Here is a 16,306-nt window from a genome sequence, read left to right as displayed (position 1 = left end):
TGCCGCACGGCCGATCGTTCCCGAAGAGTTTGAGGGCCTGCGATGCCGTCCTGCGTAATCGTCGTCGAGAATCTTCCCGTGCCGCTCGACCGGCGCGTCTGGCAGGAGGCATGCGCATTGCGCGACGCCGGCTGGACGGTCTCGGTGATCTGCCCGAAGAGCGAGCAGTTCCCGGCCGCCTTCGAGACGATCGACGACATCGAGATCTTCCGCCACAACCTGCCGCTGGAAGCCTCGGGCAAGTTCGCCTTCCTCTATGAGTATGCGGCAGCGCTGTTCCACGAGTTGCGCCTCCTCCTGAAGGTGAGCCGCCGCCGCAGCTTCGACGTGATCCAGGCGTGCAATCCGCCGGACCTCATCTTCCTCGTCGCCGCGCCCTTCAAGCTCTTCGGCAAGAAGTTCGTCTTCGACCATCACGACGTCTGCCCGGAGCTTTTCGTCGCCAAGTTCGAGCGTAAGGGCTTCTTCCACAGCCTGCTCCTCATGGCGGAGAAGGCGACCTTCCGCACGGCCGACCTCGTGATCTCGGCCAACGAGACCTATCGGAGCCTCGCCATCTCGCGCGGTGGCAAGAAGCCGGAGGACGTCGTCACGGTCTACAGCGTGCCGGACAAGGCGCGCATCCGCCGCGTGGCGCCCAACGAGGCGCTGCGCGCGGGCGCCGGCACCGTCCTCGGCTATGTCGGGATCATCGCGGACCAGGACGGCGTCGACCATCTCGTGCGCTGCGTCCATCACCTCGTCGCCGATCATGGGCAGCGCGACATCCGGGCCGTGGTCGTGGGCGACGGTCCGGCGCTGGCGTCGGTGCGGCAACTGGCGGGCGAACTCGGCGTCGCCGAGCACATCACCTTCACCGGTTACCTGCGCGGCGAGGATCTCCTCTCGGCGCTGTCGACCTTCGACATCGGCATCATTCCGGACCCGGTGAACGAGTACAACGACAAGATCAGCATGAACAAGGTGTTCGAGTATTCCGCGCTCGGCATCCCGTCGGTCTCCTACGACCTCACCGAGACGCGGCGCCTGCTCGGCGATGCCGGCCGCTACGCCGCCGACGCGACGCCGGCGGGGCTCGCCGCCGCCGCCCGCCCGCTGATCGAGGATCTGGAGCTTCGCCGCGCGGCGGGCTTGCGCGCCAAGGCACTGGCGGACGCCCAGTTCGACTGGGACCGCGAGGCCGAGCGCTACGTCGCAGCCTATGCGCGCCTGGCGGCATCGGCGCGCACCAAGGGGCTCGCCGGCGCCTGACCGGCCGGGGAGGCGAAGGCGAGCGGCACGGCCCGGACCGTGCCGCTGGGATCAGTCCGCGAGAAGGCTCGAGACCCGCTCGGCGGCGGCTGCATCCGAGAACAAGGTTAGGTAGGCGGGTACCCGGCTCGCCATCGCCACCCTCGCGTCGATATCGGTGAGGTGGGTGACCACCGCATCGCCGAACGCGTCCTCGCCGGCCACCTCGAACGGTGGTGCGGGATCCTGCGGGAACCCTTCCGCGGCCTTCGGCGTCGCGACGCAGGTCAGGCCGAGACCGAAATAGTCGACCATCTTGATCTTGATGCCGCTGCCCATCCGCACCGGATTGACGGCGGCCGCGCACCGCGAGGCGAGCGCCTCGAGATCCCGGACGCGCCCGTGGAATGTGACGCCCACGACCGGATCGGGGAAGCGCTCGGCGATCGCGCCCGCCACGTCCAGCGTCGCGTCGGGGAGGCGGAGGCGGATCGCGGGCCAGACGTGTTCCAGAAACCAGGCCAGTCCGTCGACATTATGGGCGCCGAGGCTGCCGAGATAGAAGAGACGGTGGCCCGCATGCGGACGCCCGTCCGCGGCGAGCTGCGCGCCGCCGGCGCTCGGCAGAACCGTGGCGTGCCGGGCGCCCGGCGCCATCTCGCGCGCGGTGCGGTCGTCGCTGGCGTTGATCGAGACGACGCCGGTGAACTGCCGGTAGAGACGTTCCTCCATCGCGCGGTCGACCGCGGGCGTCGCCTCGAAGCCGTTGGCGCGCAGCGAGGCGACGCGGTGGTGGAAGACGTCGTGGCCGATCAGAATGCGATGGCGCACCTCCGGCGGGATCGCGGCGAGAACGCCGCTGCGAAAGATCGTGTCCGCGAAGACCGCGTCCGGCGGCGTGGCCGCAAGGCGCCGTCCGGCAGCGCGGACTTCGGCGTCGCTCAGGAAACGGCCGATGGCGATCTGTCGGCCCTGTGCCGGGCCCTGCCCCGAGGGCCGGACCCGCTTCAGGAAGCGATGGACCGATCGCGCCACGGCGCCCGGCGAGGTCGGCACCAGAAACGGTCCGACCTGCCGCGCATGGAGGAAGTCGACCCGTCCGCCGAAGTCGGTCTCCGGCATCCGTTCCGGCACGCGCCGGCCGGTGACCAGAAGATCGATCCGCCAGCCCAGCGCCCGCAGCGCGCGCAGGACCGTCAGATTGTAGCTCCCCGCGCCGTTGGTGCCGGCGACCGGCACCTCCTCGCAGACGAGGACGGCTCTGCGGGCGGCGTTCGACGGCGGGGCGGAACCGGTCATCCGGCGATGGCCGAGCCGAGCGCGTCGAAGGTCGAGCGGGACTTGGCCTTCACGTCGCCGACATGGGCCTCGACCGAAGCGCGAAGGTCGCCGCGGGCCATGAACGCGTCGTCGAAGACGCGCGTCATCAGGGCGGCGTCCCCAGCCTTCGTACGATCGATCAGGTAGGATTTGGGCAGCGAGAAGTGCTCGAAAAGGCCTTCGAACTTGTCCTGGTAGGTGATGCCGACGACAGGCACGCCGGCGCCGAGCGCTGCGATGGCCAAGTGCATGCGTGCCGAGATCACGAGTTCCGTTTCGGCCGCAAGACCCTTGATTTCGGCAGCCGAGATTTCGCCGGCCTGGAGCCGCACCCGGTCCGGGCGGTCGACCGCGGCGGCGACGCGCTCCAGCATCGCGACGTCGCCGTTGTTGCCCGGACGGAAGTCGTGCGGAAGCAGCAGGACCGAAACACCGCGACGGTCGATCAGGGTGCGGGTCGCTTCGGCGGTCGCCTGGACGATCCGCTCGATCGCCGCCGGATCGCGGTCAGGCGACAGCATGGGGTGGACGTTGAGACCGACGACGTTGGTGCTGGCGCGCTGGGCGGCGATCCACTCCATCGTCGAGGCGGTGTCGGCTCCGGCTTCGGGCTTCAGGAGGAACGCGCAGTCGGCGACGAGCCGGCCGACGCCGGGGGCTGCCTCCTCGAACCGCTTCAGCGAAACGGGATCGCGCAGGTTGACCACCAGCGGCGAGCGGCCCCGAAGCTTCAGGAACGCACGGACCGGCCAGCGCGGCGCGGCGTTGAACGAGAAGCCGGTGATGATGCCGGCGGTCCGGACGCGGCTGAAGAGATCGGCCACCATCCAGAGGCGAAGCGAGGAGATGCTGGAATAATAGCCGTCCATCAGGTCGGCGCCGATGACCACGACGGCGTCGTAGTCCCTGATGCGATCGAAGACCTTGGCGAGCCGCCACGGCGCCCCCCAGCAGGGCTCGGCCACGAGACCCTGCGACGCCATATGGGGTGGGAGCGCGTCGGTCTCGGTGACGATGCCGATCGACCCGGCGATGCCGTTCTGGCGCAGGGCGTCGATCACGGCCTGGATCATCGCCTCGTCGCCGCGCGAGCCGAACGGATTGCGCGGGACGCAAGGGACGATCGCGACGCGCGTCGCGGCGCCGGGCGCCACCTTGCGCACGGGCGCCTTCGTCAGCTTGCGCCACTCGCGAAACATCCGCGGCGCCACGATGACCTCGCGCGCCAGTTCCCGGAGCGCCTTCTTGTTACCGTCCGCCATGGATAAAGGCCTCAGTCCTATCGCTTTACGATGTTGGTCAGGATGCGCCGCGTCGTGCGGCGGTCGATCAGGAAGGCGACGACGAGATAGACGACGCCGCCCGCCAGTCCGAGGCACGCGCCGCGCAGGAACGCGGCTTCGAACGGCAGCGCGATCTCGCGCAGTGCGAGGATCGCCGCGCAGGCGACGGCCTCGGCGATGAGGAACGGCGCCATCAGCTTCAGGAGGTGCCGGATCGAGTAGTCGAGCGCGTGGCTGGCCACCGCGAAGCTCAGCGGCGTGATCAGGAACTGCGCGATCGTGAAGCCGAGAGCGACGTTCCAGAGGCTTTGGCCGAATGTGACCGCCAAGGCGATGCTGATCGCGGCCGCCTTCACGATCGAGATCATGAACGACTTGTGCGACAGGCCGACGGCGTTGAGCAGCGTCCCGTTGTAGTACTGCATGAGTTGCATCGCGCCGAGCAGCGACAGAAGCATCAGCACGTAGCCGCCGTCGCGCCCGTTCTCGCCGAAGAGGACGTTCATGACCTCCGGCGCGACCATCGCGAGGAGGACGAAGATCGGGGTGCCGATGGCGACCGTCGTCTGGATCGACGTGTAGTAGGCGCGCAGGAGCGCCTCGCGGTCGGAGGCGAGCCGCGCGAAGCTCGGAAGCGCCACGTCCATCGTCACAGCCGAGACGAGCTGCATCAGCACCGCCCAGGGGCGCGAGGCCATCACCCAGAGCGCCAGGGCGGCGGGACCCGCGCCCGCTGCGATGGCCAGCTCGATCCCCCGATTGGCCACGAAGTCGACGAGCTTGGAGCCGAAGATGTGGCCGCTGACCCTGAACAGCGGCGCGGCGGCCATGGGGTTCACGAGGTGCAGGTGCCAGGGCTTGGCGCGCCAGACCAGGACGAGATTGAGGAAGGCCGCGAGCAGCGCCTGCGCGACGAGGCTCCAGACGCCGAAGCCGGTCAGGGCCATGGTGATGCCGACGCCGCCCGAGACCACGGTCGCGACGAGCGCCCGGAAGGCCAGCCAGCGAAACTCGAACCGGCGCCGGAGATAGGCCTGCGGCACGTAGCTGAAGGCGTTGAACAGGATGACGAGAACGACGACGCTGAGGATCGCCTCGAGCCCCGAGGCCTCCAGCGCGGTCTCGAGCCATGGACCGATAGCGAGGAGGGCGCCCGCCACCACCATGGCGAGGATGACGTTGACGATCATCGCGGCCGACAGGAGACGATCGTCGAGTTCCGGCGCCTGGACCACCGCCTCCCCGAGGCCGTTCTCGGCGACGAGCTCCGCCACGGCGATCACGGTCGCGGCGGTCGCGAAGAGGCCGAGCTGGCTCGGAGGCAGGACGCGCGCGACCACGATGAAGACGATCACCGATCCGAGCCGCGTCCCCCAATTGCGCGCGGCGGACCAGATCAGGCTAGTTCTGACTGACGTCACGTGTCCCCGCGAATTCCTGACGAAACCGTGCCGCATCGTCGTTCCCGTTGGAACGGCCGACGAAGACGCCGATCACGACATAGCGATGAATCATTGCACAATTCCTCGCTGCACTGCAAAATTTTCTGTAATTCGCATTCCGGACACAAGGATCGAGCAGGGAGAACTGCACATTTGCAGGTCGCGTCGGTCCGGGCGGAGCGGCTTAGACCGAAATCGCGAGGACGAGTCAACTGCACGCCATGGTTGTATTGGGGCCGCGCAAATCACCCGTCGATCTTAAGTCCGATGGCTCGGACGATCGACTTGTCGGTGCCGGCCGTCGCCCATTGCCTGGGCTCGCGCACGCGGTCGCCACCTGTCCCGGCCGCATCCGGTCGAGCTCTCGATCAAGGAAGGATCGTGCCATGAAGCCGAAGTTGGGTCGGATCGACCACGCCCTGCGGGCCCTGGCGTTCTCCGCCGGCCTGGCCGTCGTCCTCCAGGCCGGCGCGGCGAACGCCGATCTGCGCTACCCTTTCGAACTGACCGACCGGATCGGTGATCCCTCGCAGGCGTCGCAGAAGGCGTCCTGCCGCCACATCGTCCCGCCGCTCGTCGACATGTCCGGCATGTTCACCTTCTACGCACCGGGCGCCACCCAGTCGGTCGTCGATCGCGGCAAGATGGCGGCCTATTCGCGCCGCATCGGCGCGACCGAGCGGTTCAAGACGTCGATCCTCCTGTGGCTGACGCGATACGAAAACGAACCGGCGCGCCGCGCGGAGGCCGCCGAATGCCTGCAGCGCACGCTGGTCGCCTGGGCTAGAGCCGGCGCGATGCTCGACGGGCTCGACGACAACGACCGGAACGGGCGCCGGCAGGCAGCGCTTCTGACGAGCTGGACCGCGATCGCGGCGGTGAACGCCTTCCAGGCCGCCGACATGGCCCCCTGGCAGACCGGCGACCGGGCGGCGGTCGTCGACTGGTTCGCCCGTCTCTCGCAGGCGATCGAAGGCGGCTATCCCGAACTGCCGCCGTCGCCGCGCGCGCTGGGATGGGACAAGCCCACGACGAACCACGCCCACTGGGGCGCGGCCGCCCTGTCCATGCTGGCGATCGCACGCGGCGAGGCGGACGGCGTCGATCTTGCCGCGTATCAGCTCGATCGCGCCCTCAAGACCGCAACGCCCGACGGTGCCATGCCGCAGGAATTGCGCCGGGGCGGCAAGGCGCTCCATTACCAGATCTTCGCGCTCAACCCGATGGCGATCCTCGTGCGCATCGTCGAGGCGAACGGGCGTCCTCTCACACGCGAACAGGACCGCCGGCTTGCGAACGTCACGCGTTTCACGCTCGACGCCCTGGACGACCCGTCGATCCTCAAGCCCTACACGACCCGGCCGCAGGAAATGCCGAAGGCCCTGCCGCCGTTCGTGGAACTCCTCCGGGATCATTTCCGCCATGACGATCCGGCGCTCTCGAAGCGGTTGGAATGCGCCTCGGCGCGATCGGGGCCGGTGTCCTCGCAGTTCATTGCGCTGAACATCACCGCGCGCGTCGGCCCGCCCCTGGCGAAGGCCTGCCCGCCGTAAGGTCGGGCAAGGCCGTCGCGTCTGATCCGATACGCGCCGGCCTCACGGGAGCGATCCTGTCGGGACGCTTCACGACGACTTGAAGAACGATCCGGGGCACCGACAGCAACGTCGGGCCCGTGCGAGGCTTGCAGTCCGGCGAGGCGGCACGCTTTTCGCGGATCCAGCCCGGATGTGAAGCCGTCAAAATTCTTTCTTCGATTCAACCGGATACCACCGAAGACCCTTGCGACAGCACGCCCTGCCGGGGATTGCGCGGTCGTCGAGCCGCTCCGGCGGTTCGTCGAGGCTATGAGTGGATGCCAAGATCGGAGCAATATATAATTTGAATTAAAGACAGTCGTTCGAGTGAGGTTATTAGGAAATTTTCTTTCGTACCTTGAAGTTACAGTTCGTCGCCGACCCATGCGAGCGACGCGAAGACTTCGGGGAAGATTATGTCGCAGATCATCCAGCTTCGGCCCAAGGCGACGCAGGCCGACATCGAGACGGGACTGAAGGCTCTGACCGCCACGGGCGGCACCCTCGTGCTGCCGAAGGACGAGACCATCGCGGTCACGAAGCAGATCGTCATGTTCCTCGAGAAGCAGAACATCACGATCGATCTGAACGGCAGCACCCTGGTCGGCGGAGGCGCTAACAGCATCCTCTACGTCGACGCCAAGGCCTCCGCCCTGTCGTCGGTGGCGCTCGGCTCGCAGAACGGCAACGCGACGATCACCTACGACAAGATCCCGGTCGACCTGAAGGTGGGCAGCTGGGTCAAGGTCGTCTCCGACGACGCGCTGCTCGGCGACCACATCGACGCGAGCGACGGCGGCCAGCCGACGCGGCTCGGCCAGGCGGCCGAGGTCGTGGCGATCCAGGGCAACACGGTCATCCTGAAGGGGGCGCTGGTCGACCAGGGCCTCTATCATACCAACGTGCGGGCCTCGACCTTCTCGACGGCCGAATTCACGATCAAGAACGGTGCGATCGGCGGCGGACGCGGCGATTTCGCCACCGCCAAGGGGGCGGCCGACCTCATCCATCTGCGCAACCTCGTCGAGCCGACGGTGACCGACGTCGATCTGCGCAACGGCAGCGTTGGGCTGAAGATCGTCAACGGCGTCAATGCCGACGTTCGCGACGTGGCCGCGCACAACGTCTATGCCGGCGTGCAGTCCTCGGCCTCCTTCTCGACCGACATCAAGGGCCTGTTCGTCGAGCACTCGAGCCATGCCGTCCTCGTGCATGGCGTCGGCACCGCCGCCAACGGAACGAGCGCCACGAGCTACGGCGCCGACATCCAGCTTCATGCCAAGGATGCCGTCGCCTACGACGCCGACCGCGCCGCCTTCGATTTCCACTCCGAGTCCCGCGGCGGTCTCTACGAGAACGTGCTCGCCTTCGATTCCCGCATGATCGCCGATTTCCGCGGAATCGGGAACGGCCTGAAGGACAGCGGCGGCGTCAACAACAGCTACGCCCTGCAGTTCTTCGAATACGGCAAGGGCGACGGGCGGGACGCAAACGTGTCCAACGTCGTGGCGCGCGAGATCGGGCAATACGCCTTCATGATCTCCGGGAAGACGCAGAACAACACGGTCACCGACAGCGTCTTCGAGAGCATCGGCAAGGGATACAATTTCAAGTCCGACGTCGTGTCGATGGTGAACTCCGCCATCCGCGACACGGTCAACACGGTCGACGACGTCCTGACGGGCACGGCCAAGGCCGACATGCTGCTCGGCGGCAAGGGCAGCGACGTCATCAACGGCGGCGTGGGCAACGACTATGTCTGGGGCGGCGCCGGAGTGGACCAGCTGACGGGCGGGGAGGGCCGCGACCGCTTCGCCTATCACGAACTGTCGGAAGGCGGGGACACGATCACCGACTTCCAGGCCGGAGCGAAGGGCGACATCCTCGACGTCTCGGTTCTGGCCGTACGCCTCGGCTGGGGCAGCGGCGATCCTCTGGCGGACGGTCACCTGCGCGTCTCGGCCGCCGGCGCCGGTACGCTGGTGCAGGCTTCGGATGGCCACGGCGGCTGGACGACGCTCGCAACGCTGCAGGGTGTGAAACCCGGCGATTTCTCCGCTGCCAACGTCCAGTGGCGCATGTCGGACACGACGGCGGCGCTCGGCGCCGGCAAGGCTCCTGCGCCGGACCTTTCGGCCGGCCCTGCGGCGGCTGCGCCCGGCGGCTCGGCAGGGGTGGCCGCTCCTCCCGTCACAGCTCCAACGACCCCTGCCGCCCCGACGGCCGGTCCAACGCCGCTCGGCTTCAGCTTTCTCAATTCGGACGGGTCGGCCAAGGCGGGCGAAACGGTGACGGTCGCCGTGCGCTTCGACGAGCTGGTCAACGTCAAGGGCGGTGGCCTCGCCGTCACGCTCAGCAACGGCGCGGTCGCCAACTACGCTTACGGAAACGGACGCGACACGCTCGTCTTCACCTACAAGGTGGCGGACGGTCAGGACGTCTCGGACCTGTCCGTCTCGAAGATCTCTCTCGGCGATGCGGCGATCCGGTCCGTCAAGACGGGGGTCGCAATCGATGCGACCACCGCGGGCGGCAATCTCGGCGACAAGCTCGCCATCGACACCAAGGCCCCCGTGGTCGACCAGCCGACGCTCCGCTATGCCGACAGCGGCGTCGCCGGCGACGGCGTGACCAATGCCCAGACGGCCGACCTGTCGGGCCGGGCGGACGCCGGCTCGTCGGTCAAGATCCTCGACGGCTCGCGTGTCCTCGGCACGGTGGTGGCCGACGCCTCGGGCCAGTGGACTTTCTCGACCAAGACGCTCACCGACGGCCAGCACGTCTTCTCCGTGATCGAGACGGATGTCGCCGGCAACAAGAGCGCGACATCGGCGGGCGTCGCCATGACCGTCGACACCAAGGGGCCGGCGCGGCCCGTCTTCGAGGGCGACGCCACGAAGCTCTATGTCCGCGAGGATGCCGCTCTCCTGAAGGGCACGGCCGAAGCCCTGTCGAAGGTCGACGTCTTCGACAACGGTGTGCGGATCGGCGGGGCGGTCACCGGGGCCGACGGCAAGTGGTCCTATCTCGCCTCCGGTCTCGATGAGGGCGCGCACCGACTGACCGCGACCGCCACCGACGCCGCCGGAAACACCGGCGTCCTCTCCAAGTCGAAGGACGTCGTCGTGGACATGACGGGCCCGGATCTCGCGGTCTCGCGGATCACGGCGACCGCTGGCGGCGAGGTCCAGTTGCGGGGCACGATCAGCGAGACGCCGGGCCAGATCAGCGTCGTGCGGGATGGCGTGGCGACCACGACGTTGAACGCGACGTCGAGCGCCTGGACGGCCAAGCTCGCCGTCGACCCCTCCAAGATCCACACGTTCGATTTTTCGGCAAAGGATGCGGCGGGTAACGTTACCGCGCTCGAGGAGCGTCATGTTCTCGGCACCAGCGGCAACGATCGGATCGTCGGCACCTCGGCGCACGAGGTGATGATCGGCAACGGCGGTTCGGACACCTTCGTCTTCCGGCAGAACGGCGGCGACGACGTGGTGCGGGACTTCAAGGCCGGCGCCTTGTCGGCCGGCGGCGATGTCCTGCGCTTCGAGGCGACCGGCTTGCACAGCCTGAACGAGCTTCTGGCGGACGCCCACCAGGTCGGAGCCGACGTGATGATCCAGATCGACGATCATTCGAGCGTGACGCTTCTCAACACGAAGCTCGCGGCGCTCACCGAAACCAACGTCCTCTTCGCCTGAGAAGGAGGCGGAGGTCGGGAGGTCCGGCCCGAGCTTCCCGCGGGCGGGCGCCTTTCCGTCGGACGGGGCGCCTGCCCGCAAGCGTCCGGCCCCGCCCATCGGCAAGCACGCCCTGTTCAAGCCGTCTGCATCTGGCTAAACGTCGTCGGCACCGCGGTGCACAAGGGCGCGTGCCTGGACGCTCGATCCGGGTACCCGCTTTCCCCTGTGGAACGCGGCGACGAATTTCGATCCGAGCGCGACGCTGGAGAACGGTCCGACAATGTCCAAACGAACGCTGCCCAGCCTCAACCGCTTCCTCGGCGTGCGCAAGCTCATCGTGAAGACTAAATGGTGGATCTACTGCCGGGTCTGGCAGATGGACATTCATCCCACCGCCAACTTCTCGCTCAGCGCCCGCTTCGACAAGACGTTCCCGCGCGGTGTCCATGTCGGCGAGAAGAGCTACGTCGCCTTCGACGTCTCGATCCTCACTCACGACATGACGCGCGGTCTCTACCTCCACACCCGGATCGGGCGGCACTGCTTCATCGGAGCGCGCAGCATCATCATGCCGGGCATCCAGATCGGCGACGGCAGCATCGTCGGTTCGGGCAGCGTCGTGACGAAGGACGTCCCGCCCCGCTCGATCGTCGCGGGCAATCCCGCCCGCATCATCCGCAGCGACATCGAAGTGGGGCCCTACGGTCGTTTCCCGAGCGCGAATGCCACCGGTAACGCGCTGTGGGAGGCCGAGGAGGCCCGCGTGCGGGAAGCCCGGGCCCAGGCGGGAGCGCCCTCGTCGTAAGGGGGGAGGAGCGTCGCACCGCTTATCGGCCGGCGATGTCCCCGAGCGCTGGCCGGACCGCTGGATCGAGGCTTGCCGATCGCTCCGCGCGGATTCACCAAGCCGGCACTCTTCGCATTCCTTTAGATAACGAAGAATTGACGATAGATCGGAGCAAGGGCATAAACCCTCTCGGCTGAAAACCCCGTCGGCTCGAGCCTCGAGAGGGATCCATGGCGAACATCGTGACTGTCGGCAACGTCGACGACTACCTGCCCCTGACCACGGGCGACGATACCCTGTCTGCCTCCGGCTACACGAACGCGCTCGTGGCCGGACTGGCCGGCAACGACATTTTCCGCACCGTCCCGACCGGCGGAACCTTCGCCTCGTCCGCCTTCTCGGGCGGCGACGGCAACGACCGCCTGATCGTCAAGGCGAACGACGCGGTCGTCGGCACCACGATCTACAATGGTGGCGCGGGCACCGACAGCTTGGAGCTCGCCTCCAACACCGCGACCATCACGATGACCGCGACCGACACCGGCGCCAACCTCGCCGTGGGCGCGGGTGGCACGATCGTCGCCAGCCATGTCGAGCGCTTCGTGATCTACGGCAGCGACAACGTGGACACGTTCGTCGGCAGCAGCGGCAACGACTTCCTCGACGGGCGCGGCGGTGTCGACACCTATCAGGGGTCGAGCGGCAACGACGCCTACACGTTCGACAGCAGCGACGAGTATGTCGCCGGTCCCGACGCCGGCATCGACACGATCTGGACCAGCGCCTCGGTCGACCTCAACCGCAGCGCGGGCGTCGAGAACCTGCGCCTCAAGACCGGCAATATCGACGGGACGGGCAACGACCTCAACAACCTGATCACCGGCTCGAAGGGCGACAACGTCATCGACGGCGGCGCGGGCAACGACCAGCTCTGGGGCAAGGGCGGTTCCGACACCTTCGCCTTCAGCCATTTCGGGGCGTCGAACCGCGACCAGATCTTCGATTTCGACGGCAACGACTTCATCAAGCTGAACAAGTCGGTCTTCACCAACCTGACGGCCGTCGACGGCCATCTCGCCGGGACGGATTTCGTCGTGGGCACCGCGGCGAACGCCGACCATGGCCAGGTCATCTACGACAAGGCGACCGGCTACCTGTCCTACGACGCGGACGGCACCGGCGGCGGTGCGGCGCAGGACATCGCCTATGTTGGCAAGAACCTCGATTTCCTCGACAACGCTCATATCCTCGTCGGCTGAGCGCGAGATATCGATCATTCCGGCGGCCGCTGGCGAGTCATCATCGGCGGCCGTTTTCGCAGGTCGGGTTCGGGTGGTCGACCCGACCCGACCTTGTGACGCGCGCACCGATCGGGCAGTGTCCGACCGACTTCGATCAGGGCCTGCGAGCGATGCAATTTCGACTGATGTATCTGGCCGCCTACGCGGCCTTCGTCCTGAACATCGGTGACCTCTTCAAGATCGAGGCGGCGAACGCGCTGGTGAAGTCGCTGTTCCTCCTGGCTGGCGGGCTGTTCCTCGTCGGGCGGGAGTTGAACCTTTTCGCGCTCGCGAACCTCGTGTTCATCACCGTCATGATCTTTTTTCTCGGGGCGATGACGGACTACCCCGACTTCCAGTGGTCGTATCTCCTCAACGCTCTGAACCAATACATTCTGATCTATCTGCTCCTGTCGGCCCGACCGACGGCCACCGATCGCGACACGATCCTGATCTCCGCCGCCTGGTTCGCCGTGGCCTGCGCGGTCATCGGGTTCGCCTATCAGGTCGTCGGGTTGCGGTCGGCGTTTTCGGTCGAGTTCAATACGGGGCAGGCGCGCTTCGGCGGTTCGCTGAACGCGGCGTTCCTCGGCGGGCTTGCGATGTCTGGCATGCTGGCCTCGCTACTCCTCACAGAACTCGGCCGGCAGAAATATTACGTCCTCCTCCTGATGAACGCCGGGATCATGATCCTGACCAGCGCCCGCGTCGCCTTCGCGGTCGCGCTCGGCGTCTGCGCGCTGACCTTCCTGTTCTCCAGGCGTCGGACGATCAGCCAGAAGATCACAGGACTGGCCGTCGGCGTTGCGGCCGCCTGCGTCATCGGACCGCTCGCCTACATGCGCTACGCCGCGCGGGCCACGGGCAGCGGCCTCAGCGGGCGCGAGATCATGTGGCCATGGCTGGAGGAACTGTCGTCGATGTATCCCGAGTTCGGGATCGGCTTCGGTCACCAGTACTGGTCGACCCCGCGTGAGGTTTACATCCTGTTCCAGTCCATGGCTGCCCACAACGACTATCTGCGGCTTCTCGTGGAACTTGGCCATGTCGGGGTCTGGGTGTTCTACATCCTTCTTGTGGCGACGGTCTGGTACGCGAAGCAGAAGTGGGGACGCGGCGACAACGCGCCGATCTTCGCGCTGATCGGGTTTCTTGCCATCTCGATCACCGACAATGCGCTGGCCACGCCGACGCATTTCCTTCTCGTGATCGTCGGCATCTTCGCGGCCTGCGCTCCGGCCGAGGCGGGTCGAAGGGCGGGGCCGGCCCCGGCCGGCAACCGCGCGGACACGGAGCCCCGACGGCGCTTCGGGGCGACCGAGGGGATCGTTGCCGCCGGAGCCGCGCCGCGATGACCCGCCACTACGTCGCTCTCGATGGTATGCGCGGCATCGCCGCGCTCGCCGTCGTTCTTTATCATATCGCGACCGTTCCCTACCTCAGGGCCCCGGTCGGCTATCTCGCGGTCGACTTCTTCTTCGCGCTGAGCGGCTTCGTGATCGCGCACGCCTATCGCCAGCGGCTGGTCGACGGGATGTCCTTCGCGCAATTCGCGATCCTGCGGGTGGCGCGGCTTTATCCGGTGCTGCTCCTCGGGTTTCTCCTGGCGCTTCTGCGGGCCGTGGCGCTCTTCGTCCTGCACGATCCGGGCGCCCCGTCGCTCGAGGAGATCGTATCCGGCGGCACGCTGAACCTCCTCCTTCTGCCGACGCCCATCGTCGGCGCCTACATGTTCCTGAACGTACCCGCTTGGTCGCTGATGTTCGAGCTTCTCGCCAACTTCGCCTACGCGAAATGGGCGAGGCATCTGACGAGAGGCGCGCTCATGCTCATCCTGCTCGTCTCCGGCCCGATGCTTGTGCCGATCGCTTACGGCGGCCTGTTCGGGGCGGGCGGAACGATCGACACGTTCCAGGTCGGCCTCGTGCGGGTCGTCTTCTCGTTCTCGATGGGACTGCTTCTCTACGACGTCCTGGATCGCCTGCCGCAGTGGCGGATCAACCCCTATCTCCTGGCGGCCCTCCTCTTCGCGGCACTCGTCGCACCGATCAAGCACCCGCTCTACGACCTCGTCTTCGTGGTCGTCCTGACGCCGCTCTTCGTGATCCTCGGCGCCCACAGCCGGTCCTTCATCGGCGCCAGGTGGCTCGGCGAGATCTCCTATCCCGTCTACGCGCTCCATTACTCGCTTCTGTCGATCGGCAGTCTGGCTGCCGGCAAGGCCGGCCTCGCACCCTGGATCGGCATGGTCGGGCTGGTCGCGGCCTTCTGCTGCGTCACGCCGATCATCACCCGCTTCTACGACATCCCGCTTCGCCAGCGTTTGAAATCGACGTTGAACGATGCGCTGGTCCGGCGCAGAGGCCTGGCGAGTGCCGACCAGCCCTTGCGCTGACGTGCGCGGCTTCGCGGGTCTCCCGCGGTCCGGTCCGCCGGATCGCTACAGGAGCGGATCGGCCGCGCGCGCTGCAAGTATCCCGTTCTCGACGCCGTCGGCATAGGCGTCGCGGAACAGTTGCGCGACGTCGGCACGGCGGGCCCGGACCGCCTCTCTCGCCGCCTCGTCCGGCAGAAGCTGGAGGAGCCTCGCGACGCACTCGTCCTCGCTCCAGATGACATCCCTGTGCTGGTCCATGTAACACCTCGGCAGTGTGGCGACTCGAGACGGGCGGGAAATCATCCCGCCTACGGATTTCGGCCTGAACCCGGCGAGCGGGTTGCTGCGTTCCCTTTCGCGAAGGGAATATGGCATGGCTCGAGCAATCCGACACATCCAGCAGGTTCGAACGGTCAGGCGCCGGCAGCAGGATCGTCATGGCACTCTCGCGCCGGCCCGCGGGCTCGCGACCGGAATGATCCTGTCGACGATCGTCTGGCTGTCGGCTCTCGTGCTCTGCCTCCACGGAGCAGCCTGAAGCGAAGGAAAAAGTGGGCGTCGGAACCTTGGTGCGGGCACCGGCACGGCCGTGGCGAGCGCTGCGATCGTGGTCGTCAGACGCTTCGGGCGGACCTCGAGACCGAGGCGCTTCTCGCATTCGATCGGGAAAGACCTTAAGTGTTGGCGCGCGATGCCTTCGGCCGCATGGGTTGCCGTGCGCATCCATGCTAGGGCAGCGCGAAGGCGCCGCCGTTCCGAAAGGTCGTTGACTTGCAGTCGCACTCCATTCCGCCGCAGCTCGAAACCTATTTCGAGCGGGCCAGCGTGGCCATCGCGCTGGCGGCCTGCGGCGAAGACAATCCGCTCCTGCGCGTGAACGACGCCTTCGAGGAACTGACCGGCTATACGGCGGCCGATGTCGTCGGGCGCAATTGCCGCATGCTCCAGCGGGACGCCGACAACAGCGAGGCGCGCGAGCGCATCCGCATGTTCCTCGCTTCCGACACGCAGGACACCGTCCGCACGCCGATCGTGAACTTCCACAAGGACGGCCATCCCTTCGTCAATCTTCTTTTCATGTCGAAGCTGCGCAATCAGTCCGGCCGCTGCGACTTCATTTTCGCCTCGCAGTTCGACGTCAGCCGCTCGCAGCCGGAGCTTCTGGCCGCCTACGACCGCGAGCTCGCGCGTACGCTTCTCGAACTGAAGCCGAAGCTTGCCGACACGGGAATCGTCATCGAAGGCACCTTGATGACGATCGCCAACACGGCCGCCACGGTCGCCCAGGCCAAGCTGAGGCTCGCCGAACTCGATGGATGACGCGTCGCAG

The 16,306-nt window shown here is 67.1% G+C and carries 13 protein-coding genes; 9 read left to right on the top strand and 4 right to left on the bottom strand.

Annotated elements, in window-relative coordinates:
- The first annotated feature begins 42 nt into the window (after positions 1 to 42).
- Positions 43 to 1,251 carry a glycosyltransferase family 4 protein gene (locus ASF65_RS15100; RefSeq protein WP_055890705.1) on the top strand — a complete coding sequence of 403 codons (1,209 nt, stop codon included), beginning with the start codon at positions 43 to 45 and terminating at the stop codon, positions 1,249 to 1,251.
- A 51-nt stretch (positions 1,252 to 1,302) separates the two neighbouring features.
- Here ASF65_RS15100 and ASF65_RS15095 read toward each other — a convergent pair whose 3' ends face one another.
- Genes ASF65_RS15095 through ASF65_RS15085 form a run of 3 tightly spaced genes read right to left on the bottom strand, consistent with a single transcriptional unit; the run spans position 1,303 to position 5,254 of the window.
- Positions 1,303 to 2,529, bottom strand: a complete 1,227-nt coding sequence (locus tag ASF65_RS15095; RefSeq protein ID WP_055890703.1) for a glycosyltransferase family 4 protein — start codon at positions 2,527 to 2,529, stop codon at positions 1,303 to 1,305.
- Positions 2,526 to 3,812, bottom strand: coding sequence for a polysaccharide pyruvyl transferase family protein (locus ASF65_RS15090; RefSeq protein WP_055890701.1), 1,287 nt, complete (start codon positions 3,810 to 3,812; stop codon positions 2,526 to 2,528). The genes ASF65_RS15095 and ASF65_RS15090 overlap by 4 nt, the downstream gene beginning before the upstream one ends.
- A gap of 17 nt (positions 3,813 to 3,829) precedes the next feature.
- A complete protein-coding gene (locus ASF65_RS15085) occupies positions 3,830 to 5,254 on the bottom strand; it encodes an oligosaccharide flippase family protein (protein ID WP_162239498.1) in 1,425 nt (474 codons plus the stop codon).
- A 407-nt stretch (positions 5,255 to 5,661) separates the two neighbouring features.
- On the opposite strand from ASF65_RS15085, the gene ASF65_RS15080 reads away from it, so the two are divergent.
- The 6 genes from ASF65_RS15080 (at position 5,662) to ASF65_RS15055 (ending at position 14,994) form a co-directional block, all read left to right on the top strand.
- Complete coding sequence (locus tag ASF65_RS15080; RefSeq protein ID WP_055890698.1) at positions 5,662 to 6,828, top strand: alginate lyase family protein; 1,167 nt, start codon at positions 5,662 to 5,664, stop codon at positions 6,826 to 6,828.
- Between the two features lie 437 nt (positions 6,829 to 7,265).
- Positions 7,266 to 10,550: an Ig-like domain-containing protein gene (locus tag ASF65_RS15075; RefSeq protein WP_055890695.1), complete on the top strand. Its 3,285-nt coding sequence runs from the start codon at positions 7,266 to 7,268 to the stop codon at positions 10,548 to 10,550.
- Positions 10,551 to 10,812: 262 nt separating this feature from the next.
- Positions 10,813 to 11,337 carry an acyltransferase gene (locus tag ASF65_RS15070; protein WP_055890693.1) on the top strand — a complete coding sequence of 175 codons (525 nt, stop codon included), beginning with the start codon at positions 10,813 to 10,815 and terminating at the stop codon, positions 11,335 to 11,337.
- A 212-nt stretch (positions 11,338 to 11,549) separates the two neighbouring features.
- On the top strand, positions 11,550 to 12,578 hold the full coding sequence (locus ASF65_RS15065; protein ID WP_055890692.1) for a calcium-binding protein: 1,029 nt from the start codon (positions 11,550 to 11,552) through the stop codon (positions 12,576 to 12,578).
- 152 nt (positions 12,579 to 12,730) lie between these two features.
- Positions 12,731 to 13,954 carry an O-antigen ligase family protein gene (locus ASF65_RS15060; protein WP_156369331.1) on the top strand — a complete coding sequence of 408 codons (1,224 nt, stop codon included), beginning with the start codon at positions 12,731 to 12,733 and terminating at the stop codon, positions 13,952 to 13,954.
- Complete coding sequence (locus ASF65_RS15055; RefSeq protein ID WP_055890688.1) at positions 13,951 to 14,994, top strand: acyltransferase; 1,044 nt, start codon at positions 13,951 to 13,953, stop codon at positions 14,992 to 14,994. Before ASF65_RS15060 ends, ASF65_RS15055 begins: the two co-directional genes overlap by 4 nt.
- A 45-nt stretch (positions 14,995 to 15,039) precedes the next feature.
- On the opposite strand, the gene ASF65_RS15050 is transcribed toward ASF65_RS15055, so the two are convergent.
- Positions 15,040 to 15,234 (bottom strand): hypothetical protein, encoded by a 195-nt coding sequence (locus tag ASF65_RS15050; RefSeq protein WP_055890686.1) that lies wholly within the window; start codon positions 15,232 to 15,234, stop codon positions 15,040 to 15,042.
- Positions 15,235 to 15,349: 115 nt separating this feature from the next.
- Between ASF65_RS15050 and ASF65_RS21525 the strand changes: the two genes are divergently transcribed.
- Together ASF65_RS21525 and ASF65_RS15045 are read left to right on the top strand one after the other, a co-directional pair.
- The gene (locus ASF65_RS21525) at positions 15,350 to 15,514 is read left to right on the top strand and encodes a hypothetical protein (RefSeq protein ID WP_156369330.1); all 165 of its coding nucleotides are present in this window, start codon (positions 15,350 to 15,352) and stop codon (positions 15,512 to 15,514) included.
- A 233-nt stretch (positions 15,515 to 15,747) separates the two neighbouring features.
- Positions 15,748 to 16,296 (top strand): PAS domain-containing protein, encoded by a 549-nt coding sequence (locus ASF65_RS15045; RefSeq protein ID WP_055890683.1) that lies wholly within the window; start codon positions 15,748 to 15,750, stop codon positions 16,294 to 16,296.
- Positions 16,297 to 16,306: the final 10 nt, after the last annotated feature.

The organism is Aureimonas sp. Leaf324, assembly GCF_001423245.1.
Classification (GTDB): domain Bacteria; phylum Pseudomonadota; class Alphaproteobacteria; order Rhizobiales; family Rhizobiaceae; genus Aureimonas.
This window is presented reverse-complemented; position numbering and strand designations above follow the sequence as displayed.

Coding starts and splice junctions, on each gene's coding strand:
- ASF65_RS15100 (WP_055890705.1), top strand. CDS start 43: ATGCCGTCCTGCGTAATCGTCGTCGAGAATCTTCCCGTGCCGCTCGAC.
- ASF65_RS15095 (WP_055890703.1), bottom strand. CDS start 2,529: ATGACCGGTTCCGCCCCGCCGTCGAACGCCGCCCGCAGAGCCGTCCTC.
- ASF65_RS15090 (WP_055890701.1), bottom strand. CDS start 3,812: ATGGCGGACGGTAACAAGAAGGCGCTCCGGGAACTGGCGCGCGAGGTC.
- ASF65_RS15080 (WP_055890698.1), top strand. CDS start 5,662: ATGAAGCCGAAGTTGGGTCGGATCGACCACGCCCTGCGGGCCCTGGCG.
- ASF65_RS15075 (WP_055890695.1), top strand. CDS start 7,266: ATGTCGCAGATCATCCAGCTTCGGCCCAAGGCGACGCAGGCCGACATC.
- ASF65_RS15070 (WP_055890693.1), top strand. CDS start 10,813: ATGTCCAAACGAACGCTGCCCAGCCTCAACCGCTTCCTCGGCGTGCGC.
- ASF65_RS15065 (WP_055890692.1), top strand. CDS start 11,550: ATGGCGAACATCGTGACTGTCGGCAACGTCGACGACTACCTGCCCCTG.
- ASF65_RS15060 (WP_156369331.1), top strand. CDS start 12,731: ATGCAATTTCGACTGATGTATCTGGCCGCCTACGCGGCCTTCGTCCTG.
- ASF65_RS15055 (WP_055890688.1), top strand. CDS start 13,951: ATGACCCGCCACTACGTCGCTCTCGATGGTATGCGCGGCATCGCCGCG.
- ASF65_RS15050 (WP_055890686.1), bottom strand. CDS start 15,234: ATGGACCAGCACAGGGATGTCATCTGGAGCGAGGACGAGTGCGTCGCG.
- ASF65_RS21525 (WP_156369330.1), top strand. CDS start 15,350: ATGGCTCGAGCAATCCGACACATCCAGCAGGTTCGAACGGTCAGGCGC.